A 21,860-nucleotide genomic window follows, 5' to 3' on the forward strand; every position below is an offset into this window, starting at 1 on the left:
GGATGCCAAGCCGTTCAGGTGGACCAAGACCGCTGACCAGATCCTCGATCGCATCTGCCGCTACTGCGACCGAATCTCAAAACCAGCTCACTAGCCGATGTGCTCGTGCGGCGGCGTCACCGGCGCCGCCTGCTGGGCCTCCTGGGCTTGCCGGGTCTCGTCGTCGGTGCGCTCGATCTGGATGTTCCACTCGGCGGCCATCGCGGCCAGCGCGCCGACCGCCGTGATCACCGGGGCGACGATCAGCGCCGCCACCCCGACGGTGACGGGCACCTCCAGCACGGTGTTGCCGTGGGAGTCCTTGAGGATGATCCGGCGCACGTTCCCCTCGTGGATCACCTGCTTGATCTTCTCGGTCAGCTCGTGCCCGCGGACCTTGGTCTCTTCTCTGGTGACGGTCATACCGGAGACCTCCCCACGTACGGGCCCTCCGGCGTGAAGCCCCGCACCCGATCCGGCAGGCGCAGGTAGATCTAGCGGGCTCTCGCCCCCGACCCCCAGCCTCCGCTTGCTCCCGCCCCGGTCGCGTCGGCCACGCCGGTTGCGCCGGTTGCGCCCGCTGCATGCCGCCGGCCGTGGCCAGGACCGTACCTGCCCGTTGGTCTCGCCCCTCAGGCCGGATAAGCGTGCGTTTCCGCTGCCTTGACCCCTGCCCACACCAGCCGGCCCGGGCTCAGGTCCAGGTCGGCCACGGCGGCCGGGGTGACGTCGGCGAACGCGGCGATCGGCCCCTCCAGATGGACGCGGACGTTGTCGCCGTGCCGTTCGATCCCGTCGATCGTGGCCTGCCACAGGTTGCGCGGGCTGCCGTCGGGCCGGGAGCGGTAGAGGGCCAGCGCCCCCGGGGAGAACGCCACGAACGCCGGCCCGTCCACCCGCTCCGCCGCCGTCAGCAGCAGCTCGCCGACCTTGACCCGGTGCCCCTCGGCCAGGCCCTGATACAGGTTCAGCCCCACCAGCCGCGCCACGTACGCCGTGCGCGGGCGGCGGGCCACGTCGGCGGGCGAGCCCTCCTGGACGACCGCGCCGTCCTCGATCACCACCAGCCGGTCGGCCAGCACCATCGCGTCCAGCGGATCGTGCGTCACCAGGACCGTCGCCCCGTCGAACCCCGCCAGATGACGGCGGAGCTGCGAGCGGACCTCCAGGCGGGTGTGCGCGTCCAGCGCCGCCAGGGGCTCGTCCAGCAGGAGCAGCCGAGGCCGCACCGCCAGCGCCCGCGCCAGCGCCACCCGCTGCGCCTGTCCGCCCGACAGCCCCGCCGGGCGGACCGACGCCTGCCCGGCCAGGCCCACCCGTTCCAGCAGCTCGGCGGCCACCCGGCGCGCCGCCGCCTTCGACCGGCCCTGGCAGCGCGGCCCGAACGCGACGTTGTCCAGCGCCGACAGATGCGGGAACAGCAGGTAGTCCTGGAACACCATGCCGATCGGGCGGCGCTCGGCCGGCAGCTCGTGCAGCGGCAGGCCGTCCAGCGTCACGTGCCCGCCGGACAGGCCCGTCAGCCCCGCCAGCGCCCGCAACGCGGTCGTCTTGCCCGCGCCGTTGGGACCCAGCAGCGCCACCACCTCCCCGGCGGCCACCTCCAGCGTCACGTCCAGCGCGAACGCGGGCCGCCTCACCACCAGCCGGGCATGCAACGTCACGCGCTCACCCACCTGTCACGCAGGCTCGCCAAGATGATCACCGACACGGCCAGCAGCACCAGGCTGAGCACGATCGCCGCCTCCGGCTCCGTCTCCAGCGCCAGGTAGACGGCCAGCGGCATCGTCTGCGTCCGGCCCGGGAAGTTGCCCGCGAACGTGATCGTCGCCCCGAACTCGCCCAGCGCCCGCGCCCAGCACAACACCGCCCCCGCCACCACCCCCGGCATCACCAGCGGCAGCGTCACCCGCCTGAACACCGTCCACCGCGACGCCCCCAGCGTCGCCGCCGCCTCCTCGAACCGCTGGTCGGCGCCGCGCAACGCGCCCTCCACGCTGATCACCAGGAACGGCATCGCGACGAACGCCTCGGCCACCACCACCCCCGCCGTGGTGAACGGCAACGACACCCCGAACGCCGACTCCAGCCACTGCCCGGCCACCCCGCGCCGCCCCAGCACCAGCAGCAGCGCGACGCCGCCCACCACCGGCGGCAGCACCAGCGGCACCGTCACCAGCGCCCGCACCACCCGCCGGCCCGGGAACGACACCCGCGCCAGCAGCCACGCCAGCGGCACCCCGAGCACCAGGCACACCGCCGTCGCCACCGTCGCCGTCACCAGAGACAGCCGCAGCGCCTCCAGCACCTGCGGCTCGGCCAGCCGCCTCGGCAGCGTCGCCCACGGCGCCCTGATCAGCAGCCCGGCCAGCGGCAGCACCAGAAAGCCCAGCCCGAGCACCGCAGGCACCACCAGCACCCACGGCAACCGCCCAGCCACCACCCCACCCCGCCCCGGCGACACCCCGCCCCGTTTCGGTGGCGCGCCGGGACCCTTCTGGGGCTCGGGTGTGTTGGCCGAGCTCATGGAACCTCGAACCCCGCCCTCGTCAGCACGTCGCGCCCCCGCTCCGACCGGACGAGCTCGACGAACTCCGCCGCCGGCCCCGCCGTCAGCGCGGCGATCGGATAGTCGTTGACCGCCTGCGCCGCCTCCGGGAAGTCGATACCCGTAACCCTGCCCGCCGCCGCGGCCACGTCGGTCCGGTAGACCAGCGCCGCGTCCACCTCGCCCAGCTCGACCTTGGTGAGCGTCGCCTTGACGTCACGCTCCAGGGTGACCGGGGTGACCTTCACCCCGGCGGCCTCCAGGGCCTTGACCGCCGCCGCCCCGCACGGCACCTGCTCGGCGCAGAGCGCGACCTTCACCCGCGGATCGGCCAGATCCGCCAGCTCCTCGACCCCGGCCGGATTGGCGACCGGCACGGCGATCCGCAGCCGGTTGCGCGCGAACGTCACCGCCTTCGCGTCGGTGGCGGCCTTCATCGTGGCCGGACTCGCCGAGGCGAACACGTCCACCGGCGCCCCCTGCGCGATCTGCTGCGCCAGCGTGGCACTGGACCCGAAGTTGAATCGCACCCGCACCCCCGGATGCTCGGCCTCGAACGCCGCGCCGAGCTCGGTGAACGTACCCGTCAGCGACGCCGCGGCGAACACCGTCAGCTCCCCGCCACGCGCCTCACCCGGCGCACACCCCGCCAGCACGACGACGACGGCGGCGAGCAGCAGCGACAGACGCCTGAACACCGATGGGCCTCCTCACGGGCTCGGCACGCGCGCGTGCTCGGGGATCTCCACGACCACGTTGGTGGACTTGATCACCGCGACCGCCACGACCCCGGGCTCCAGCCCCAGCTCGTCGGCCGCCTGACGGCTCATCAGCGACACCACCCGGTACGGGCCCGCCGCGATCTCCACCTGGGCCATCACCGCGTCGCGGATCACCTCCGTGACGATGCCGCGCAACCGGTTGCGCGCCGAGGAGCGCCCCCCGTCCTCGGCCTCGATTCGCTCCCTTGCGAACGCCGCCAGATCGGCGCCCCCGACCAGCCGGTGCCCGTGCTCGTCCCGCTCGGCCGCCAACCGGCCCGCGTCGACCCACCGGCGCACGGTGTCGGCACTCACGCCGAGCAGCCCCGCAGCCTCGCTGATCCGAAACGTCGTCACGGTCGCCCATTGTATATGCGAGCCGATTCCCCGATATGGCCAGGCAAGCGCGAGCCCATCCCGACGCGTTGGAGCCGTACAGCTGACCACTCACCCGCGCGCGCCACACGTCTTTCAGGCCCGTGTTTTGCGCGCGTCCTCAGGAGACGTCCGCCACCACCTGCGGCCTTTAGGGCCCGCGCCTCTCAGGCTTGCGTCGCTTGGGTCGGCGGGTTTGTGGTGGAGCAGGTCGTTGGCGGGAGGGGCCGGGTTGCTGCTGGGGCGGTCTGGGCGTAGCCGGTGCCTGGGTGTTGGGTGGGTCAGCGGCGAAGGTCGCGGTTGGCCAGGAGGAGGCAGGCGTACGGGACCGGCAGCATGGCGAGCCAGAACGCGTGAGCCTCGTCCCAGTGGCCGAATCCGCATGTGGGCGGCCATAGCCGGATCTGCTCCGGCAGCAGGATGGTGCCCAGTACCAGGCCTAGCTGCACCACCACGGCGGCCATGGCAGCCTGTCGCCCCTGGGCGTGCCGGACGGCGGTCGCGGCGGCGGCCAGCCCGATCCCCAGGCAGACGCCCATCTCGATCAGCAGGTCGCCGACCGGGAAGAGGGCGTCGGCGGGAAGCCGGGACAGGGCGAAGGCGAAGGCGGCGAGCCAGATGACGACCGCGGTGCCCCCGGCCAGCAGGCAGCGCAGCGCTTGCCGTACCCATCGGGGGACGGTTGCCGCGCCGAGGTCGGCGGACATGGCGTCGACCAGTGCGAACGTGGCGGCCGAGCCGAGCAGGGTGCCGGTGATGCGCATGAGCAGCAGTGCGTCGCCCGGCGGCAGGGTCTCGCCGGCCTGCACCGCTGTCAGCAGGACGGCGGCGAAGGCTGTGACGATGGCGAGTGGCGTCCAGTCGATGGCCTCGAGGAGGGGACGGACCAGCAGGATCGCGGGCCGCCACCGGGTGCGGCGCACCGGCGGGCCGGAGCCGGGCCGGTCAGTGGTCCGGTCGGGGGCCGCTCGTTCGGTGGGCGGGGCGTCGTCGTCGAGCGAAAGGGGCGGCTGCAAGGGCATGGTCGGCTCTCCGGGGGAGGGGAGGTGGGTCACGGGCAGGGGGTGGGTGGAGGAGGGGCGTCGTGCGTGCGGGGCAGGCCGAGCAAGGGGAGGGCCTGGGCGATGGTGGTGTCCGGGGCGGTGAGGGTGTCCCAGTGGGTGTGTACCTTGGCGGTGATGCCGGGCGTGGCGAGCATGAGCTTGGCGTAGGCGACCTCGGCGGGTCCCCATGCGAGCATCGCCTGGCGTCCCAGGTTGACGTCGGCGTAGAGCATGCGTGGTGGCTCGGGCGGTGACGACTGGCCGGCGATCCAGAGGGCGAGCATCATGCGGGCCTGGCCACGGGCGTCACACGGCGTCCGTCCCTGAGCCCCGTCCGGGGTCCCGCCCGTTGTGCTGCCTCGGGGCCCGTCCGGGGTCTCGGCCGGTGCGTCGGCTGCGGCCCTGCTGAGTGAGTCGCGGAGCCCGGTGGCCCATAGTCCCACCCCCTGGGCCAGCATGGTGCGCTGGTCCGGGTGGCCCCAGGTCATCGGGGCCTGCAGAGGTGAAGCGCCGTCGTGCCCGTAGTACCAGCTCAGCGCCGTCTGCTCGACCTGCGGCAGGCGGTTCCGTACCGGGGCGGGCAGGACCGCGGCGGCCGGGCCGACGGCCTGTTCCCACAGCGGGATCCACGGCTCGTACCCCGGGTAGGCGCAGTACGTCACCCCGTTGCGCAGGGAGCAGCGATGCGCGCCTGGCCCGAAGAAGCGGTCGAACACGCGCCGGTCCACGGTGTCCGGGCCCAGGAGGCCGCCGCCGGGGAGGCGGACCGGGGGTGAGGCTGCCGCGACGGCCCCCGCGGGCGCCGCGAGGGCCAGCGCCGCCACGACCGCGACGGCGGGCAGCAGCCGGGGCCGGTGTCTGAGCAGCGCGACCCCGGCGAAGGCCGCGGCGAGCGCGAGCACGTACAGCAGGTGGATCCCCGACGGCCGGTCGGGCCAGTCGGCGCGGTGGTCCTGCATGACCGGCAGCCACCAGCCGAGGAGGTCGTTCTGCGGGTTCGTGTAGATCAGGTAGCCGAGGACGGCGGCCACCATCGGCCCGGCGATGAGCCGGCGCGCCCACCGTCCGACGGCCGCGCCGAGGGTGGCGGCGAGCATCGCGACGGCGACGGCGGTCAGCGGCTCCCACAGGTCGAGCCGTCCGGCGGCGGGCCCGGTGGCGAGCCGGATCGCGAGGTAGCCGCCCATGGCCGTCGCCGTGGCGAGGCCGGCGACGAGGGGCGCGGCCAGCAGGATCGCCCGGGTCCGGTGCTCGGCCCGGCCCGGCAGGCCGGCGAGCGTCTCGGGCATGCCGTGGCGCTCGTCGCGTGAGACGGCCAGCGAGGTGACGACGAGCACCATCGCGGCCAGGCAGGTGGACAGCCCGGTCGCGTGGACCGGGTCGACGCCCCAGTGGGGCTGCTGGCCCCGGCTCAGGTAGGTCTGCAGGGCCAGCACCAGCGCGGCGGCGCCCCACACCAGCGGATGCCGGGCCAGCCTGCGCGCCTCGAACAGGAACAGCCGCCGCGTCACGCCGCCTCCCCGAGCAGCGTGAGGTAGCCGTCCTCGACGCCGGGCGCCGTCCCGTGGGCGGCCGGGGGCCGTTCGCCGAGGGTGCGGTAGCGGCCGTCGGCGGTGCGCCAGAACACCCGTGACGCCGGCGGCGCGGTGTCCGACAGCCACACCTGCCCGGCGGCGACCTCGGCGAGCTGCCCGGGTGTCCCGTCGAAGACGGCGCGGCCCTCGCGCATGACGATCACGCGTTCGCACAGCGCCGCGACGTCCTCCGTCTGGTGCGTGGACAGCACGACGGCGCGGCTCTCGCCCATCCGCGAGATCAGGGTCCTGAACAGCATCCGCTGCGCCGGGTCCAGCCCCACGGTGGGCTCGTCGAGGATGAGCAGGTCGGGTTCGCCGAGCAGCGCCTGGGCCAGCGCGAGCCGCTGCCGCATCCCGCCCGACAGTTTGCGGACCTTCGTACCGGCCTGTCCGGTCAGGTCCACCTCGGCCAGGACGCGCCGCACCTCGGCGTGCCGCTGTTCGCGGTCGGTCAGCTCCTTGAGGATCGCCACGTAGTCGACCAGGTCGAACGCGGTGAAGTGCGGGTAGAAGCCCGGGTCCTGCGGCAGGTAGCCGAGCCTGCGCCGCAGCGCGGTCCGCTGGACGGGGTCGGCCGGGTCGAGGCCGAACGCGTCGACGGACCCGCCGTCGGGGGCGAGCGTGGTGGCCAGGCAGCGGAGCAGCGTGGTCTTGCCGGCGCCGTTCGGGCCGAGCAGCCCGGTCACGCCGGTGCCGACGGCCAGGTCGAGCCCGGCGAGCGCGTACCGCCCGCCGTACCGTTTGGTGAGGTTCGTCACAGTGATCATCTGATGCTCATCCGGTAGAGGCGGAAGGACAGGGACAGGGCGATCAGCCCGTACGCGACCTGCGCGGCGGGCCCGAAGGCGGTCAGCCAGCCGCCGGTGAGGTGGCCCGCGCCGACGACGGCCAGCCACAGCGCGCCCACGGCGAGCGCGGAGACGGGCACGGGCAGGCGGTGCGACAAGGCCAGGCAGGCCGAGGCGGCGGCCAGCGACGGCAGCAGCCAGGCGGCGCTCAGGCCGGGCGGCGCGGGCAGCAGCGGCGAGGCGACGAGCGCCAGCGGGGTGGCGACGGCGAGCACCGCCGTGGCGCGGGTCAGGAGCAGCCTCGGCCCGGCCAGCGGCGTGGCGGCCAGCAGCTCGTGCGCCGGGTCGGCGCGCGGCCCGTAGGCGAGCGCGATCCCGGTCAGCGGCAGCACCGGCGCCAGGATGAGGAACGCGGGCAGCAGCTCGGCCTGATGCCGCGCCGCCAGCACGCCGAACGCCAGCGCGGCCACCACCGCCGCCACCCAGGCCCGGCTCATCGTCGGCGTCGCCGACAGCAGCCTGGCCAGGTGGCCGGGCACGCCGCCGAGCCGCAGCAGGCGCTCGCCCCAGCCGGGGCGCGGCCTGATCAGCTCGGTCTCGATGCGCCCCCAGGACGCCTCCAGCCAGGCGCTCTCGTACGGCACCGCCGCCCGGCACTCGGCGCAGCCGCCGAGGTGGGCGTCCACCGAGGTGGCCAGGGGCGCGGCGAGCGTACCGGCGAGATAGCGGTCGCGTAGTTCGTCGGAGATGTGCCAGCTGGTGGTCATGACAGTTCCTCGCGTAGCCGGGCCCGGGCGCGCATCGCGCGGGACTTGACCGTGCCCTCCGGGATGCCGAGCAGGTGCGCGGCCTCCCTGGTCGTGAGGCCGTCGAGCACGGTCGCCTCGATCACCGCGCGCAGCTCCTGGGGGAGTCGCGTCAGCGCCCCGCCGAGGTCGCCGTGCTCGACGCCGAGCAGGACGACGTCCTCGGCGGACGCCGACACCGGCGCGTGCGCCGTCTCGCTCTCGCCGGTGCCGATCCAGCGCGAGCCGCGCCCGCGCAGCGCCGAGACGAGCCGGCGGATCGCGATCGTCCACAGCCAGCCCGCCGTGTTGCCGCCGTCGAACCGGCCCGCCGACCGCCACACGGCCAGGAACGTCTCCTGGAGCGCGTCGTCGACCACGTCCGGGTCGGGGCAGCGGCCGGCCAGCCGGGCGCGCAGCCAGGGCGCGTGACGCTGGTGCAGGATGCGCAGCGCGGGCGTGCTGCGCGCGGCGACGGCCGCGAGCAGCTCGGCGTCGGAGCTGTCGGCGCCGACGCCGGGCGGGGGCTCGCGCCGCCGGAAGGGGAACGCTCTCACACCCCCTCTATCGCACACCGGGAGCCGCCCGGTTCGCGGCGGGTTGACCTTGACGCTGCGTCAACGAGTTCACTGATGCCGACCCCCGCGCAACCATCACGAGGAGTGACTTCGCATGCGACCGACCCTGCCGTTCGAACGGCCCCGTCCGCTGGCGCCGCCGCCGGAGTACGCGCGGCTGCGGGCCGAGGCGCCCGTCGCGCCCGTGCTCGCCCCCGACGGCCGGCCTGCCTGGCTCGTCACCTCGTACGACGCGGCGGCGGCGGTGCTGGGCGACCGCCGGTTCGGGCTCGCGCCGGCCGGTGAGGCGCAGCCGGGCAACGACACGCTGTTCCAGGACGGCGAGGCGCACGCCCGGCTGCGCCGCCTGGTGGCGAAGGCGTTCGCCCCCCGCACGCTCACCGCGCTGCGGCCCCGGGTCGGGAAGCTGGCCGGGGAGCTTGTGGCGGCGATGACCGGCCCGCGCGCCGACCTGGTCGAGGACCTGGCCACGCCGCTGTCGATCGGCGTCATCGGCGAGCTGCTGGGCGTGCGCGCCGCCGAGCGGGACCGCTTCCGCGCGCTGGCCGACGCGGCGGGCGAGGCCGACTTCTTCTTCGGCGGGGAGGAGGAGGTGGCCGCGGCGGCGCGGGCGTGGGAGGCGCTGGGGGCGTACGCGGCAGAGCTGGTCGAGGCACGGCGGCGCGACCCCGGCGACGACCTGCTCAGCACGCTCGTCGGCGTGCGGGACGCCGATGACGGGCGGCTGGGGGACGCCGAGCTGGTCGCGATGGTCACCACGATCGTGTCGGGCGGCTACGTGTCGGCCCGCAACGCGATCGCCGTCGCCGCGCTGCGCCTGCTCACCGAGGACCGCCTCGCCGACGCCGCAGGACCCGCCGGGGCGCCGGACGCGGTCGTGGACGAGGTGCTGCGGATGCAGTCGGGGCTGACCGGCGAGCCGTTCCCCCGCTACGCCCACGAGGACGTCACGCTGGCCGGGACCCGGATCGCGGCCGGTGACCTGGTGCTCGTCCGGCTGGAGGCCGCGCACCGGGACCCGGCGCACTTCCCGGACCCGGACCGGTTCCTGCCGGGCAGGCGGTCGAGCCCGCTGCTGGTGTTCGGCCACGGCGCGCACTACTGCCTCGGCGCGGTCCCGGCCCGCGCCCAGGTCGCCGCCGCCCTGGACGCGCTCGCCCGGCAGCGGCCCGGCCTGCACCTGGACGGGCCGGTGGAGGCGATCGAGTGGATCGAGACGGGCCCCGACCTCGGGCCGAAGGCCGTGCCCGTCGTCCTCCACGAACTTGACTGACCGGTCATTCATAATAAGCTGGGCGGCATGGCACCGAAGAGAGTCGACCATGACGCGCGCCGCGAGGGGATCCTCGCCGCCGCCGTCCGGGTCTTCGCCCGCAAGGGCTTCGCCGCGACCCGCATCGAGGACGTCGCCGCCGAGGCCGGCATCGCCAAGGGCAGCGTCTACCTGTCCTTCGACAGCCGGGAGGCGATCCTCGAAGCCGCCTTCGCGGCCCTGAACACCGCCTGGCAGGACATCCTGCGCCAGGCCCGCGAGGGCGGCGGCGACCCCCTCGACCGGCTCGCCGCCCTCGTGCGCTCGGTCGTCGAGGTGGCCTCCCGCGAGCCGGAGCTGAGCCGGGTGCTGCTCGACCTGTGGGCGCTCGGCCGCGGCGACCCCGCCGCCCCGCTGGACATGGCCGGGCTCTACGACGACTACCGCGCCGCCGTCGCCGGCCTGCTCACGGAGGCGGCCGGGCAGGGGCTGGTACGGCCCGGCACGGGGGAGAGGGAGGCCGCGGTCGTCGTCGGCGCCGTCGAGGGCTGCCTGCTCCAGTGGATCATCGACCCGCGCCTGCCGATCGGCGACCTGGCCGGCCCGGTCATCGCCGTCTGCCTCGACGGGCTGCGCGCATGACCGCGGGGGAGCCGCACGGCCTCGGCCGCCGCGTCAACGGCCTGCTCGTCGCGCCGGGCGCCACCGGAGCCGAGTCGCTGCTCGCCTACACCGCCGCGCTCACCGGCACGCTCGTCGCGGTGTGGCAGGCCGACGGGCTGCCCGCGCTCGCCGTCGTGGTGATCGCCGTGCTGGCCTTCGACCTGTTCGGCGGCGCGACGGTCAACGCGACCGCCGCCGCCAAACGCCGCTTCCACGGCCCCGGCCGCACCCGGCGTCACCACCTGGCGTTCGTCGCCCTGCACGGGCAGCCGTTCCTGCTCGCGCTGACCGTGCCCGGCGTCGGCTGGGGCGGGGCGGCGCTGGTGTACGGCCTGGCCCTGGCCGGGGCGGTCGCCGCGCTGGCCGTCCCGGCGGACCTGCGGCGGCCGGTGGCGTACGCGGCCACGGTCCTGGCCATCGCGGTCTCCTGCGCCGCCATGCCGGTCGCGCTGGCCTGGTTCGCGCCGGTGCTGTTCGTCAAGCTGCTGCTCGCGCACCTGCTCCCCGAGTGAGATCACGGAAGGGGCCTCGAGTAGGGCAAGATTGATCCCTTTCTTGCGCACGACTTGAGGAGCCGGCATGGACCGCAGACGCTTTCTCACGCTGACCGGCGCCGCCGGGGCCGCCGCCGTGGGGCTCGCCCGGCCGGCGCACGCCGCCGCCGCGTACCCGTACTTCAACCGGCGCGTCCCCGACGCCGCGCACACCAAGATGGGCGAGCTGGCCCGCTACGGCATCGCCACCTTCGCGTTCACCCCGTCCAACGGCTGGGTCATGGTCACCCGCGACGGCCGTTACGCCGCGGCCGGGGTGCCGTCGGAGTGTTTCGCCGAGCTCAAGAAGCTGCTCGCGGCGGGCAGGAAGGTGCACTGCGTGGCCTTCCCGCCCGAGGGCGGCAACCGGTGGCTGATCACCACCGACACCGGGGTGACCGCGCGCAACGTGCCCGAGGAGTGCTACCAGCGCGTCCTCGCCTACTACAAGGCCGGTCAGCAGGTCGTGCACGTCGCCTTCCCGCCCGCCGGAGGCAACCGGTGGGTGGTGGTCGGCACCAAGGACACCTTCTCGCGCGGCATCGACGACGAGTGCTACCAGATGATGCGCAACCTGACCCAGGGCGGCCGGCGGATCACCCGGGTTGTGTTCCCGTACACCGGCGGGTGGGCGGTCGTCGCGCAGGACGAGTTCCACGTGCGCGGCATCGACGACGAGTGCTTCAAGGAGATGAACGACCTGGCCGCCGGCGGCTGGGAGGTGCACAACATAGCCTTCTCGCCGGTCGGCGACGGCTGGTCGCTGTGTTCGCGCGGCCAGGCCCCCGCGCTGCCCGCCGACCCGGTGCGCAAGGTGGAGAACTCGGTGCGCGGCGCCACCATCTGGCAGCGGATGCGCGACTACGGCACGCCCGGCGTGGCGATCGCGGTGGTGATCGGCAACCGGGTCGCCTGGTCCACCGGCTACGGGTGGCTGGAGGCGGGCGGCGGCGCGGCCACGCACCCGGAGTCGGCCTTCCAGGCGGCCTCCATCAGCAAGGCCGTCGCCTCGGTCGGCGTGCTGCGGCTGTCCCAGACGCTCGGCCTGCCGCTGTCGGGCGACGTGCGGCCGCATCTGGGCTGGACGCTGCCGCGCCGCGCGTGCGTGCCGGAGGGCCCGGCGCCGACGATCGACCGCCTGCTCACCCACCGGGGCGGCGTCATCGGGCGCGGCTCCACCTCGCCCGCCGAGGCGTGCTCGGGCTTCGCGGCCGGGGGCGGCGGCTTCGCCGGCTACGGGCCGGGCGTGAGCGTGCCCTCGCTGCTGCAGGTCATGAACGGCGAGGGCAACTCGCCCAGGATCGAGCTCACCACCGAGCCGGGCGCCGAATACCACTACTCGGGCGCCGGGTTCGTGCTGCTCCAGCGGATGATCGAGGAGAAGACCGGCCTGTCGCTGGACGCGTACATGACGCGCGAGGTGTTCGGCCCGCTCGGCATGAAGACCAGCTCGTACGCGCTGTCGCCCGCCTTCGAGCTGGCCTCCGGGCACACCTCGACGGGCGCGGTGATCCCCGGCAGGCGCAACCGCTACCCGGAGTCGGCCGCCGCCGGGCTCTACACCTCCGTCCTGGACCTGGGCCGCCTGATGGCGTGGCTCAACCGGGCGTGGAGCGCCACCGGCGACATCGCCGGCCCGCTCACCAGGGCCTCCGCGCGCACGCTGCTCACGCCCGGCCCGCAGCCGGACATGGGCCGTGGCCTGTTCCTGGCCAACCGGGGGACGCGAGACTTCTCCTACACCCATGACGGCTCCAACTACGGGTTCAAGTCCGTGTTCAGGGGCTATCCGGAGCTCGGCGCGGGTTACGCGATCCTGGTGAACGGCAACCAGTCCGGCCTGGTGAACGAGATCGCCGCGGCCGTCAGGTCCGTCTACGGCTGGGCCTGACGGACCGGCTCGGCCCAGTCGATCACGTACCGCTGCTCGGGGCCGACGGCGCGCTCGGGCGCCATGACGGTGCGCATCGCGAGCGGCATCAGGATCGGCATCAGCGCCCGCGCCACCGGCCCGGGCGCCTTGGCGTGGTTGATGCGCGAGGCGCGCGCCGCGACCCGCTCGACGCGGGGGCGGCGCAGCCGCTCGTACGCCTCGAACGCTGGCCCGGGGCCGGGCAGGTCGCGCAGGCAGCGGGCGAGCTGCACGGCGCTCTCGACGGCGAGCGAGGCGCCCTGGCCGGAGCTGTTGGACGGCGCGTGCGCGGCGTCGCCGACCAGCGCCATCCGGCCCCGGTGCCAGCGCGGCAGGCTCGGCATGATCTTCAGCGAGCCGAGGACCTGGAGCCGGTCGGGGCTGGTGGCGCGGATCAGCTCGGCGCCGGGGTCGTCGCCCGCGTGGACCTCGGCCAGGACGCGCAGCCACTCGGCGGCGGGGACGGCGCGGGCCTCGGCCGGGCTCCAGGGCCGGTCCTGGGGCAGGTTGGCGCCCCACTCGGTGCCGCCGCCGGGGTGGCGCCGGTAGAGGTAGAAGCCGCGCCTGCCGAAGGCGTAGACGATGGTGCCGGGGTCCTCGGGCACCTCCACGTCGGCGATCGACTCGAAGCCGAGCAGCCCGGTGTGGAGGGGGCCGGGCGCGGCCGGGTCGATCAGCGTGCGGACGGTGGAGTTGACGCCGTCGGCCCCGACGAGGATGTCGGCGCTCGCCGTGGAGCCGTCGGCGAAGCGGGCCACGACGCCGGGGCCGGGCTCGTCCACGGACACCAGGCGGCGGCCGTGCTCGATCCGCACGCCCTCGGCCCTCGCCCGCTCGTGCAGCGCCCGGTGCAGGTCGGCGCGCCACAGCAGGCGTAAGGAGGGCACGCCGGGCAGCGCGGGGATCTCCATCCGGCGGCGCCCGAAGGCCATGACCATGCCCGGCATCGGCCGGGAGACGGCGAGCACCGCGTCCTCGGCGCCGACGGCGCGCAGCGCGGCCAGGCCGTTCGGCGCGACGGCCAGCGAGCCGCCCACCCCGTCGGCCGTGGTGGGATAGGCCTCGTACACGGCCGCGTCGATGCCGGCCCGGCGCAGGGCGATCGCCGCGACGGGCCCGGCGACGCCGCCGCCGATCACGATCGCCGTCCTGACGGTCATGTCCGCGCCTCCTTGAACTCCTGCCAGGCCCGGACGTAGGCCGGGTCGCCGAGCGATGCGACGAGCTCGGTGACGAAACGCCGTTCGGCCTCCAGCAGGGCCAGCCGGTAGCGCTCCTCGGCCAGGAACACCCACAGCACGCCGTCGCCGGCCGCGGCGGCGAGCACGCCCTCGACCTCGGCCACCTGCTCGTCCAGCGTGGCCAGGCGGCGGCCGAGCAGGGCGGCGGCCTCGGCCGGGTCGAGCACCGACAGCAGCGACAGGGCGACCCCGAAGTGCGGATACTCCTCGCGTGGCTGGGAGACCAGCTCGCCCAGCCACGTGTGCAGCTCCTCCCGGCCCTCGGGGGTGATGCCGTAGATGGTGCGCTCGGGCCGCTGGGTGTCGCGCACGGTCTCCCGCTCGGCGACGAACCCGGCCTTGCGCAGCTGCTCCACGACCATGTAGAGGGAGCCCCGGTTGTACTTGATGTTGCGGTCCTTGCCGTGCTCCTTGAGCCGGCGCCCCAGCTCGTACGGGTGCATCGGCTCGGCCGTCAGGTAGGCGAGCACGGCCAGGGCCAGCGGGTTGGCCACCTTGCGCGGCATCCGGGAACTCCCTCAGTTAGTCGGTTTCGACTAGTCGATACCGACTATAACTCAGGAGTCGAGCACCCATAGCTGGTTGGTGCTGGAGGAATTGCAGCGATCGGCGAAGACGGCGTGGGTGAACCCGGAGCGCCCCTCCATCAGGCACCGGTCCTTCAGGTGCTTCCAGCGCAGGAGCTGCCAGTCGCCGCCCATCCGCTCCCGGACCAGGCGGACGGTGAAGCGCTGCCGCTTGTTCCCGGCCTGGCAGCGGCGCGCCAGGACGGCGTCGCGTGCCGGGGCGTCGGCGCAGGCGCGGGAGGCGCCGAGGCTGACGAACTGGCCGTGCTCGGTGCGCCGCCAGCGCAGCGCCTTGGCGTACGGGTCGCAGGACCAGGTGTGCAGCAGGTGGCCGAGCTTCCGCACGGTGCGGTCCTTGCCGACGCCCAGGCACCCGCCCGACGAGACGTTGCGGATCATGAACCCGCGCTCCGCCGCCGCGGCGGGGGCGGCCGGGAGGAGCGTGGCGACGAGCGTGACGGCGGTGAGGGCGATCCCTAATCGTCTGATCATGGCCCGGGATGCTAGCCGGGCGTGAAGACCCGGCCAAGCTGCCGGTCGACGAGCGCGACGGCCTCCTCCGGCGTGCGCTGGCCGAGCAGCACCCGCGACATCAGGCCCTCGGCCCCCGCCACCAGGAACGCCGCCTCCGCCTCGACGTCGACGTCCGCGCGCACCTCGCCGCTCTCCAGCCCGCGCGCCAGCAGCCCGGCGACGAGGCCCTCCAGGGCGAGCGGGGCGTCGTGGGCCACCGCGGCGAGCGCCGGATCGGCCAGGAACCGGACGAAGTACGCCACGTACACCAGGTGCCGGTTGCGGCGCTCCTCGTCGAGCGGCAGCAGCTCCATGAGCACGCCGCGCACCAGCGCCCGCGTGCCGGGCTCGTCGCCGAGCAGCTCCAGCCGCCGCCGGGCCCGCTCCTCCGCGTCGGCGTTGAGGATCTCCAGCGCGCCGAGCAGGAGCTGGTCGCGGGTGCCGAAGTAATACTGCAGCAGCCTGGCCGAGACCCCGGCCTCGGTGGCGACCTGCCTCAGCGTGACGTCCTCCAGGCCGCCCCGGGTGGCCAGCCGCCACACGGCCTCGGCGATCTGGCGTCGGCGCAGGTCATGGTCCGCCTGTCGGGGCATGGTGCGACCGTACCATGATCAGGCGGGCAGGGCCTCGCCGGTCTCCAGCAGCGTCTTCATGCTCGACAGCAGGGCCGGCCAGCCCTCGGAGACCATGTCGCGCAGCGTGCTGCCGGGGTCGAAGCCGTCGTGCACGACGGTCAGCTTGACCGTGTCGCCGTGCGGTTCGAGGTCGAACGTGACCTTCGTCCGGCCCTCCGCGGTGAGCCGGGCGAGCGTCTCGGGGCTCACCCCGGCGGCCTCGGCCCACTCCGGGGTGAAGGTGTGCCAGGTGTAGGACAGGCGGCGGCCGGGCTCGGACTCCAGCACGACCTGCTCCGGGTGCGCGGTCCTGCGGCCGTTCTCGTCCCAGGTCATGGGGGAGCCGGGCGTCCAGTCGGTGTCGAAGGAGACGCCCCAGTAGCGGCGGGTGAAGGCGGGGTCGGTCAGCGCCTGCCACAGGCGCTCGGGCGTGGTCCTGATGTAGGTGGTGTAGACGAAGGCGTTCATGGCGCTCTGCTCCAGTGTGGTGCGCAGGTCGTGCAGCGCCTGTGCGCGCTGCCGGTCGTAGCGGCCGATCCACCGCTCGGCGATGGCGTTGATCGGCGCGGCGTCGAGGTAGTGCAGCTTCTCCCTGCCGCGCCGGATGGTGGTCACCAGGTGGGCGGCCTCCAGCACGGCCAGGTGCTTGCTGACGGACTGGCGGGCCATGTCGAGCCCGGCGCACAGCTCGCGCAGGCTCTGCCCGTTGCGCGCGTTGAGTCTGTCGAGCAGCCTGCGGCGGCTCGGGTCGGCCAGCGCCCGGAACACCTCGTCCATCCGCACTCCCCATGACATGCAGCCATCTGGCTGCCTTTCGAGAATAAGCAGCCGGACGGCTGCATGTCAAAGGGTCCTACGCGTCCCTGCGCCGCAGCAGCAGCCCGCCGACGCCGAGCGCGCCCGCCGCCCAGAGGGCGAGCACCGCCAGCCCCTCCCAGGGGCCGAGCGGCAGCCCCGCCGGCTCGGTGACCTGCACTGTCAGCCCGGCGTTCATCGGCGACACCCGGTAGAGCAGCCGCTGCCAGCCGGCGTCCCGCACCAGGAACGTCAGCAGCGCCGGCAGGTAGAGCAGCCCGAGCACCGTCCCGGCCGCGACCGCCGGATCACGCACGGCGACGGCCACGCCCAGGCTCAGGAGCCCGGCCAGGGCCAGGTAGAGCACCGACCCGGCCGCCGCCCGCAGCACCGGCCCGTCCGCGAGCGACAGCGCCTCGCCGCCCGGCAGCAGCAGCCGCCCCGCGGCCAGCGAGCCGAGCACCGCCACGCTCCCGGCGGCCAGCGTCAGCCCGCAGAGCAGCACGGCCTTGGCCGCCAGCACACCGCCCCGGCGCGGCATCGCCGTCAGCGTCGTGCGGATCATCCCGGTGCCGTACTCGCCGCCCACCGACACCACCGCCAGGATCGCCACGACCGCCTGCCCGGCCACGACCCCGGCCAGCGCCGTCCTGGCCACGTCGTACGGAGGATCCGTCAGCGCGGCGGCCACGGCGGCGCCCACCCCGGCGGTGACCAGCACGACGGCCGCCAGCAGCCACCCGGTGCCCGGCGCCGTGCGCAGCTTGGTCCACTCGGCGCGCAGGAGCCGGCTCACGCGTCCCTCCGGCGCAGCGCCGCCACGGCCAGGCCCAGCGCGAGCGCCGCGTAGGCGGCGAGCACCGCGAGCCCGCCCCACGGCGGCAGCGGATAGTAGCCGAGCACCGGCGCGTAATGCCCGGCGACCTGCGGATACTCCATGACCGTCTGCTGGACGGCGAACCCGGCCGCCGGCGTCAGCCGCAGCAGCCAGCGGGCCGCCTCCAGCGGCAGCACCGAGACCGTCGCCAGGAAGTACGGCAGCACGATCACCGCCACGGCCACGGCGACCGCGAGCACCCCGCGTCGCAGCAGCGCCCCCAGCGCCAGCGCCAGCACGGCGGCCAGCGCCAGCAGCGCCGCGCTGCCCACCACCACCCGCGCCCCGGTCAGCAGGCTCACCGGCAGCACCCGGTTGCCGTTCGCCTCCAGGACGCGTACGCCGAGCGGCACCGTGACCGCGGCGGCGGCCAGCCCGGCGGCGAACGTGACCGCGCCGACCACGATCGCCTTGGCCGCCAGCACCCGCCCCCGCCCCGGCGCGGCTGCCAGCGTGATGCGGATCAGCCCCCCGCGGTACTCGGCGGTGACGAACCCGGCCGCCACCACGACCACCACGACCAGCCCGGCGAGCAGGCCCGTCAGCGTCTGCTCGACCCGCATCCCGCCCTCGTCGCCGGCCGGCGCGATGTCGCCGGTGCCGGTCACCGTGAACGTGTCCCCCTGGCGGACGTGCCGGCCCGGGTGGTGCGGCGCGCCGCCGGGCCCCACGGTGACGCCGACGTCGTCGTGGCTCCACTCCCCGCCGGTCGCCGCCCCCCGCACGCCGACCTGGTCGAACGCGGCCGTCGCCTCGGTGAAGCGCTCCGCCGCGACCGTCCCGCCGAGCACGTCCTGCGAGAACGTCAGGTCGCCCGGCGAGGTGACGAACAGCCCGATGCGCACCGACTCCGGCAGCCCGGCCAGCGTCGCCGTGCCCACCTCGGCCCACGTCCGGCCGTCCGGCGACTCGAACCCGGTGAGCTCGTCACCCGAGCGCACCAGCCGCAGCCACACCGGCGCGGACGCCGCCGTCCCGGCCCTGTCCTCGGTGAAGCCGTGCTGCATGCGCACCCCGTGCCCGCCGGTGACCATGACGGCGGCGTACGCGGCGCCCTGCCTGGTGCCGTCCTTGACCATGACGCCCGCCTTCGCCCACGGGACGACGCCGGCCACGAGGTTGGTGACGCCCGGCCGCTCGTCCGGCTTGCGGATCCGCCCGGTCATCGACGCGACCCTGGCCGTGATGGCGCCGTCGCCGTCGAGACGCTGGTGGACGAAGAAGAACCGGTCGGTCACCGCCTCGCCGCCCGGCCCCACCGGCGGCGCGGGACAGGCCACCTCGACCGCGCCCATGCCGCACGACGCATGGCTGCCCGCCGCGGCCTGCAACCCCAGCCCGGCGGTCAGCGCCACGGCCGCCACCAGGCCGAGCACCCAGCCGCGCACGGTCCTGAACTTGGTCCACTCCGCGCGCACCAGCCGCCGGAACCCGCTCATCGCTCCGCCCCCCGGAACTCCACGGCGTCGCGGGTCAGGTCCATGTACGCCTCCTCCAGCGTGGCGCGATGCGCGCTCACCTCGGCAAAGGGCACCCCGTCCCGGGTCAGCAGCTCCACCACCCGCTCGGCCGCCAGCCCGCCGGCGGTCAGCGTGTCCCGGCCCGTCGCGGCCACCGTCGCGCCCGCCCGCGCCAGCGTCTCCATCGCCTCCGCCCGCGCCCGCGTCCGCAGCGTCACCCGGCCGCCGGAAGCCGCCTCGATCAGGTCCGCCACGCTCGTGTCGGCCACCACCCGCCCCCGGCCCGCCACCACGAGATGGCCGGCCGTGTCCTCCAGCTCGCTCATCAGGTGGCTCGACACCAGCACCGCCCGCCCCTCGGCGGCCAGCGACCGCAGCAGGCCGCGCATCCACACGATCCCGTCCGGGTCCAGCCCGTTGAACGGCTCGTCCAGCATGAGCACCGGCGGATCGCCCAGCAGCGCCGCCGCGATGCCGAGGCGCTGCCGCATCCCCAGCGAGAACCCGCCGGCCCGCCGCCGCGCCACCGCCGCCAGCCCGGCCAGCTCCAGCACCTCGTCCACCCGCCGCCCCGCGAACCCCTGCGAGTGAGCCAGCCACAGCAGGTGGTTGCGCGCCGTCCGGCCCGGCTGCGGCGCCGCCCCGTCCAGCAGCGCGCCGACGTGCGCGAGCGGCGTGCGCAGACTCCGGTACGGCCGGCCGCCCACCAGCGCCGTGCCCGCGTCGGCGGCGTCCAGGCCGAGCACCACCCGCATCGTGGTGGACTTGCCCGCGCCGTTGGGCCCGACGAACCCGGTGACCCGCCCCGGCGTCACCGTGAACGACATCCCGTCCAGCGCCGGCACCTCGCCGAACCGCTTGCGCAGCCCGGCCACTTCGATCGTTGCCTCCATGTCCGGGAACCCTAGGGGCGACCACCCCGCCCGGTCGTCACGGCGCCGAGCCATCTCGCAGGTCACGGGCGCGAGCGACGCGGCATCCCTCCCAGGAGGGATGCCGGGACGCCGGCGGGCGGGAACAATGGACACCTGTGAAACCAGGGGAGGTCCGGCAGCGGTGGCGGCGGCTGCTCGCCGCGAGCCCGCACGCGCCGGCCCTGCCGACAGCTCTGCCGACAGCCCTGCCGGCGCTGCTGATGTCACTGGTGGTGGCGCTCGCGGTCGCCGAGTCGCTGGCGCACGCCGGTGACGCGCCGCTGACCGGCCATCCGGTGGGCGTCCCGGCCCTGGGCCTGCCACCAGGGGAGCCCCGGCCGGCCGGGCAGGGGCCGGGCGGGCGGCCGCTCGCGTTCGTCGGTCACGCGCTGCTGGCGCTCGCCACCACGCTGCCCGCCGCGCTGCTGCGGGCCCGCCCCCTGGCCGCCGCCGCGCTGGTCACCCCGGCCACCGTCGTGTCCCTGGCCGCCTTCCAGACCCTCACGATCGCGGGCGCCGCCGCCCAGCTCGTCACCGCCTACCGGCTCGGCCGGGCCGGGCCCGCGCGGGACCGGCCGTGGGCGCCGCTCGTGCTCGCCGGCGTGCCGTTCCCGCTGCTGGCGCTGGCCGGCCACCTGGGCGGCGGGACGGGCACGTACGCGGGGACGCTCACCATCGCGCTGGCCGCGCTCGTCCCGGCGACGCTCGCGGCCGGGGCGGTCCGGCACGCCGCGCGCGTCACCGCCGCGCACGAGGAGCTGGCGGGCACGCTGCTGGAGCACACCGCGCGCGGCGAGCGCGCCCGGATAGCCCGCGAGCTGCACGACGTCGTCGCCCACCACATTTCCATGGTGAGCGTCCAGGCCGAGACCGCCCGCCTCACCACCCCCGGGCTGCCCGCCGCCGGCGCCGAACGGCTGACCGCCATCGGCGACACCGCCCGCGCCGCCCTCACCGAGATGCGGCGGCTGCTCGGCGTGCTGCGCGAGGACGCCGGCGGCGAGCCGGGGGAGCGGCGTCCTCAGCCGGGGCTGCGCCTCGGCGAGCTCAACGCGCTGGTCGACGAGGCGCGCGAGGCCGCCGGCAGCGCCACCCGGCTCATCCTCACCGGACCGCCCGTCCCGCTCGACCCCGGGGTGGAGCTCGCCGCGTACCGGATCGTCCAGGAGGCGCTCACCAACGCGCGCAGGCACGCGCCCGGCGCGGCCGTCGACGTGGAGCTGCACTACGGCGGCGGCCTGCTGCGCGTGCGCGTCCGCGACAACGGCCCCGGCGGCCCCGGCGGCCCCGGCTCTCCCGGTGGCGGGCACGGGCTGACGGGGATGCGGGAGCGGGCGGTCGCCGTCGGCGGCGAGCTGCGGGCCGGGCCAGGGCCGGGTGGCGGGTTCATGGTCGAGGCGACGCTGCCGGGGGCCGCCGCATGATCCGCGTCGTCGTCGCCGACGACCACCTCGTCGTGCGCACCGGGTTCGCCGAGCTGCTCGGCACCCAGCCCGACTTCGCCGTCGTCGCCACCGCCGCCGACGGCGCCGAGGCGGTGCGCGCCTGCCGCGAGCACGCGGCCGACGTCGTGCTCATGGACGTGCGCATGCCGGGCACCGACGGCATCGAAGCCACCCGCCGCCTGGCAGGCCCGGGCGGGCCGCGCGTGCTCATCCTGACGACGTTCGACCTGGACGAGTACGTCTACGACGCGCTGCGGGCGGGAGCCAGCGGCTTCCTGCTGAAGGACGTGACCGCCGAGCGGCTGTTCGACGCGGTCCGGGTCGTCGCGGCCGGTGAGGCGCTGCTGGCCCCGGCCGTGACACGCCGGCTCATCGACGAGTTCGCCCGCCAGCGTCCCGGGCGGCCCGTCGGCTCGCTGGCCGGGCTCACCCCGCGGGAGACCGAGGTGCTGCGCCTGGTCGCGGAGGGGCTGTCCAATCCGGAGATCGCCTCCCGGCTGACGATCACCGAGGAGACGGTCAAGACCCACGTGAGCCGGGTGCTCGGCAAGCTCGGCCTGCGTGACCGCACCCAGGCCGTGGTGGCCGCCTACGAGTCGGGCCTGGTCGTCCCCCGCGCACGGCCATAACACCGTAATAGG

The 21,860-nt window shown here is 75.2% G+C and carries 24 protein-coding genes; 6 read left to right on the forward strand and 18 right to left on the reverse strand.

Going from position 1 to position 21,860, the window contains the following annotated elements:
• Positions 1 to 90: 90 nt before the first annotated feature.
• The 10 genes from AB0J53_RS44295 to AB0J53_RS44340 form a co-directional block, all read right to left on the reverse strand.
• Positions 91 to 402 (reverse strand): DUF4342 domain-containing protein, encoded by a 312-nt coding sequence (locus AB0J53_RS44295; protein ID WP_219512175.1) that lies wholly within the window; start codon positions 400 to 402, stop codon positions 91 to 93.
• A gap of 209 nt (positions 403 to 611) precedes the next feature.
• Complete coding sequence (locus tag AB0J53_RS44300; RefSeq protein WP_364184142.1) at positions 612 to 1,643, reverse strand: ABC transporter ATP-binding protein; 1,032 nt, start codon at positions 1,641 to 1,643, stop codon at positions 612 to 614.
• Complete coding sequence (locus tag AB0J53_RS44305) at positions 1,640 to 2,419, reverse strand: ABC transporter permease (RefSeq protein WP_364184145.1); 780 nt, start codon at positions 2,417 to 2,419, stop codon at positions 1,640 to 1,642. Before AB0J53_RS44305 ends, AB0J53_RS44300 begins: the two co-directional genes overlap by 4 nt.
• Before the next feature lie 83 nt (positions 2,420 to 2,502).
• Entirely contained in the window at positions 2,503 to 3,183 is a 681-nt protein-coding gene (gene modA / locus AB0J53_RS44310) for a molybdate ABC transporter substrate-binding protein (protein WP_364184243.1), read from the reverse strand.
• 54 nt (positions 3,184 to 3,237) lie between these two features.
• Complete coding sequence (locus tag AB0J53_RS44315; protein WP_364184148.1) at positions 3,238 to 3,645, reverse strand: helix-turn-helix transcriptional regulator; 408 nt, start codon at positions 3,643 to 3,645, stop codon at positions 3,238 to 3,240.
• Between the two features lie 299 nt (positions 3,646 to 3,944).
• Positions 3,945 to 4,685, reverse strand: coding sequence for a hypothetical protein (locus AB0J53_RS44320; protein ID WP_364184150.1), 741 nt, complete (start codon positions 4,683 to 4,685; stop codon positions 3,945 to 3,947).
• A 29-nt stretch (positions 4,686 to 4,714) separates the two neighbouring features.
• On the reverse strand, positions 4,715 to 6,217 hold the full coding sequence (locus tag AB0J53_RS44325; RefSeq protein WP_364184152.1) for a hypothetical protein: 1,503 nt from the start codon (positions 6,215 to 6,217) through the stop codon (positions 4,715 to 4,717).
• Positions 6,214 to 7,050, reverse strand: coding sequence for an ABC transporter ATP-binding protein (locus AB0J53_RS44330; RefSeq protein ID WP_364184155.1), 837 nt, complete (start codon positions 7,048 to 7,050; stop codon positions 6,214 to 6,216). The genes AB0J53_RS44325 and AB0J53_RS44330 overlap by 4 nt, the downstream gene beginning before the upstream one ends.
• Positions 7,047 to 7,838, reverse strand: a complete 792-nt coding sequence (locus AB0J53_RS44335) for a zf-HC2 domain-containing protein (RefSeq protein WP_364184158.1) — start codon at positions 7,836 to 7,838, stop codon at positions 7,047 to 7,049. The genes AB0J53_RS44330 and AB0J53_RS44335 overlap by 4 nt, the downstream gene beginning before the upstream one ends.
• Positions 7,835 to 8,413, reverse strand: a complete 579-nt coding sequence (locus tag AB0J53_RS44340; protein WP_364184160.1) for an RNA polymerase sigma factor — start codon at positions 8,411 to 8,413, stop codon at positions 7,835 to 7,837. The genes AB0J53_RS44335 and AB0J53_RS44340 overlap by 4 nt, the downstream gene beginning before the upstream one ends.
• Positions 8,414 to 8,528: 115 nt before the next feature.
• Here AB0J53_RS44340 and AB0J53_RS44345 point away from each other — a divergent pair, with 115 nt between their 5' ends.
• The 4 genes from AB0J53_RS44345 (at position 8,529) to AB0J53_RS44360 (ending at position 12,773) form a co-directional block, all read left to right on the forward strand.
• Positions 8,529 to 9,707 carry a cytochrome P450 gene (locus AB0J53_RS44345; RefSeq protein WP_364184162.1) on the forward strand — a complete coding sequence of 393 codons (1,179 nt, stop codon included), beginning with the start codon at positions 8,529 to 8,531 and terminating at the stop codon, positions 9,705 to 9,707.
• A gap of 27 nt (positions 9,708 to 9,734) precedes the next feature.
• On the forward strand, positions 9,735 to 10,328 hold the full coding sequence (locus AB0J53_RS44350) for a TetR/AcrR family transcriptional regulator (RefSeq protein ID WP_364184165.1): 594 nt from the start codon (positions 9,735 to 9,737) through the stop codon (positions 10,326 to 10,328).
• Complete coding sequence (locus AB0J53_RS44355; protein WP_364184168.1) at positions 10,325 to 10,861, forward strand: hypothetical protein; 537 nt, start codon at positions 10,325 to 10,327, stop codon at positions 10,859 to 10,861. Before AB0J53_RS44350 ends, AB0J53_RS44355 begins: the two co-directional genes overlap by 4 nt.
• Before the next feature lie 67 nt (positions 10,862 to 10,928).
• Complete coding sequence (locus AB0J53_RS44360; RefSeq protein ID WP_364184171.1) at positions 10,929 to 12,773, forward strand: serine hydrolase domain-containing protein; 1,845 nt, start codon at positions 10,929 to 10,931, stop codon at positions 12,771 to 12,773.
• On the opposite strand, the gene AB0J53_RS44365 is transcribed toward AB0J53_RS44360, so the two are convergent.
• From AB0J53_RS44365 to AB0J53_RS44400, 8 genes are all read right to left on the reverse strand, one after another.
• Positions 12,758 to 13,954 (reverse strand): NAD(P)/FAD-dependent oxidoreductase, encoded by a 1,197-nt coding sequence (locus tag AB0J53_RS44365; protein WP_364184174.1) that lies wholly within the window; start codon positions 13,952 to 13,954, stop codon positions 12,758 to 12,760. The genes AB0J53_RS44360 and AB0J53_RS44365 overlap by 16 nt on opposite strands.
• Complete coding sequence (locus AB0J53_RS44370) at positions 13,951 to 14,541, reverse strand: PadR family transcriptional regulator (protein WP_364184176.1); 591 nt, start codon at positions 14,539 to 14,541, stop codon at positions 13,951 to 13,953. Before AB0J53_RS44370 ends, AB0J53_RS44365 begins: the two co-directional genes overlap by 4 nt.
• A gap of 51 nt (positions 14,542 to 14,592) precedes the next feature.
• The gene (locus tag AB0J53_RS44375; protein WP_364184179.1) at positions 14,593 to 15,093 is read right to left on the reverse strand and encodes a hypothetical protein; all 501 of its coding nucleotides are present in this window, start codon (positions 15,091 to 15,093) and stop codon (positions 14,593 to 14,595) included.
• Positions 15,094 to 15,104: 11 nt separating this feature from the next.
• Positions 15,105 to 15,707, reverse strand: a complete 603-nt coding sequence (locus AB0J53_RS44380; RefSeq protein WP_364184182.1) for a TetR/AcrR family transcriptional regulator — start codon at positions 15,705 to 15,707, stop codon at positions 15,105 to 15,107.
• A gap of 18 nt (positions 15,708 to 15,725) precedes the next feature.
• Entirely contained in the window at positions 15,726 to 16,505 is a 780-nt protein-coding gene (locus AB0J53_RS44385; protein WP_364184185.1) for a metalloregulator ArsR/SmtB family transcription factor, read from the reverse strand.
• 76 nt (positions 16,506 to 16,581) lie between these two features.
• On the reverse strand, positions 16,582 to 17,319 hold the full coding sequence (locus tag AB0J53_RS44390; RefSeq protein WP_364184188.1) for an ABC transporter permease: 738 nt from the start codon (positions 17,317 to 17,319) through the stop codon (positions 16,582 to 16,584).
• On the reverse strand, positions 17,316 to 18,839 hold the full coding sequence (locus AB0J53_RS44395) for a hypothetical protein (protein ID WP_364184191.1): 1,524 nt from the start codon (positions 18,837 to 18,839) through the stop codon (positions 17,316 to 17,318). Before AB0J53_RS44395 ends, AB0J53_RS44390 begins: the two co-directional genes overlap by 4 nt.
• Positions 18,836 to 19,753, reverse strand: a complete 918-nt coding sequence (locus AB0J53_RS44400) for an ATP-binding cassette domain-containing protein (protein ID WP_364184194.1) — start codon at positions 19,751 to 19,753, stop codon at positions 18,836 to 18,838. The genes AB0J53_RS44395 and AB0J53_RS44400 overlap by 4 nt, the downstream gene beginning before the upstream one ends.
• A gap of 137 nt (positions 19,754 to 19,890) precedes the next feature.
• On the opposite strand from AB0J53_RS44400, the gene AB0J53_RS44405 reads away from it, so the two are divergent.
• On the forward strand, positions 19,891 to 21,198 hold the full coding sequence (locus AB0J53_RS44405; RefSeq protein WP_364184197.1) for a sensor histidine kinase: 1,308 nt from the start codon (positions 19,891 to 19,893) through the stop codon (positions 21,196 to 21,198).
• Positions 21,195 to 21,848, forward strand: a complete 654-nt coding sequence (locus AB0J53_RS44410; RefSeq protein WP_364184200.1) for a response regulator transcription factor — start codon at positions 21,195 to 21,197, stop codon at positions 21,846 to 21,848. Before AB0J53_RS44405 ends, AB0J53_RS44410 begins: the two co-directional genes overlap by 4 nt.
• Positions 21,849 to 21,860: the final 12 nt, after the last annotated feature.

Source organism: Nonomuraea sp. NPDC049725, assembly GCF_040674795.1.
Lineage (GTDB): Bacteria > Actinomycetota > Actinomycetes > Streptosporangiales > Streptosporangiaceae > Nonomuraea > Nonomuraea ceibae.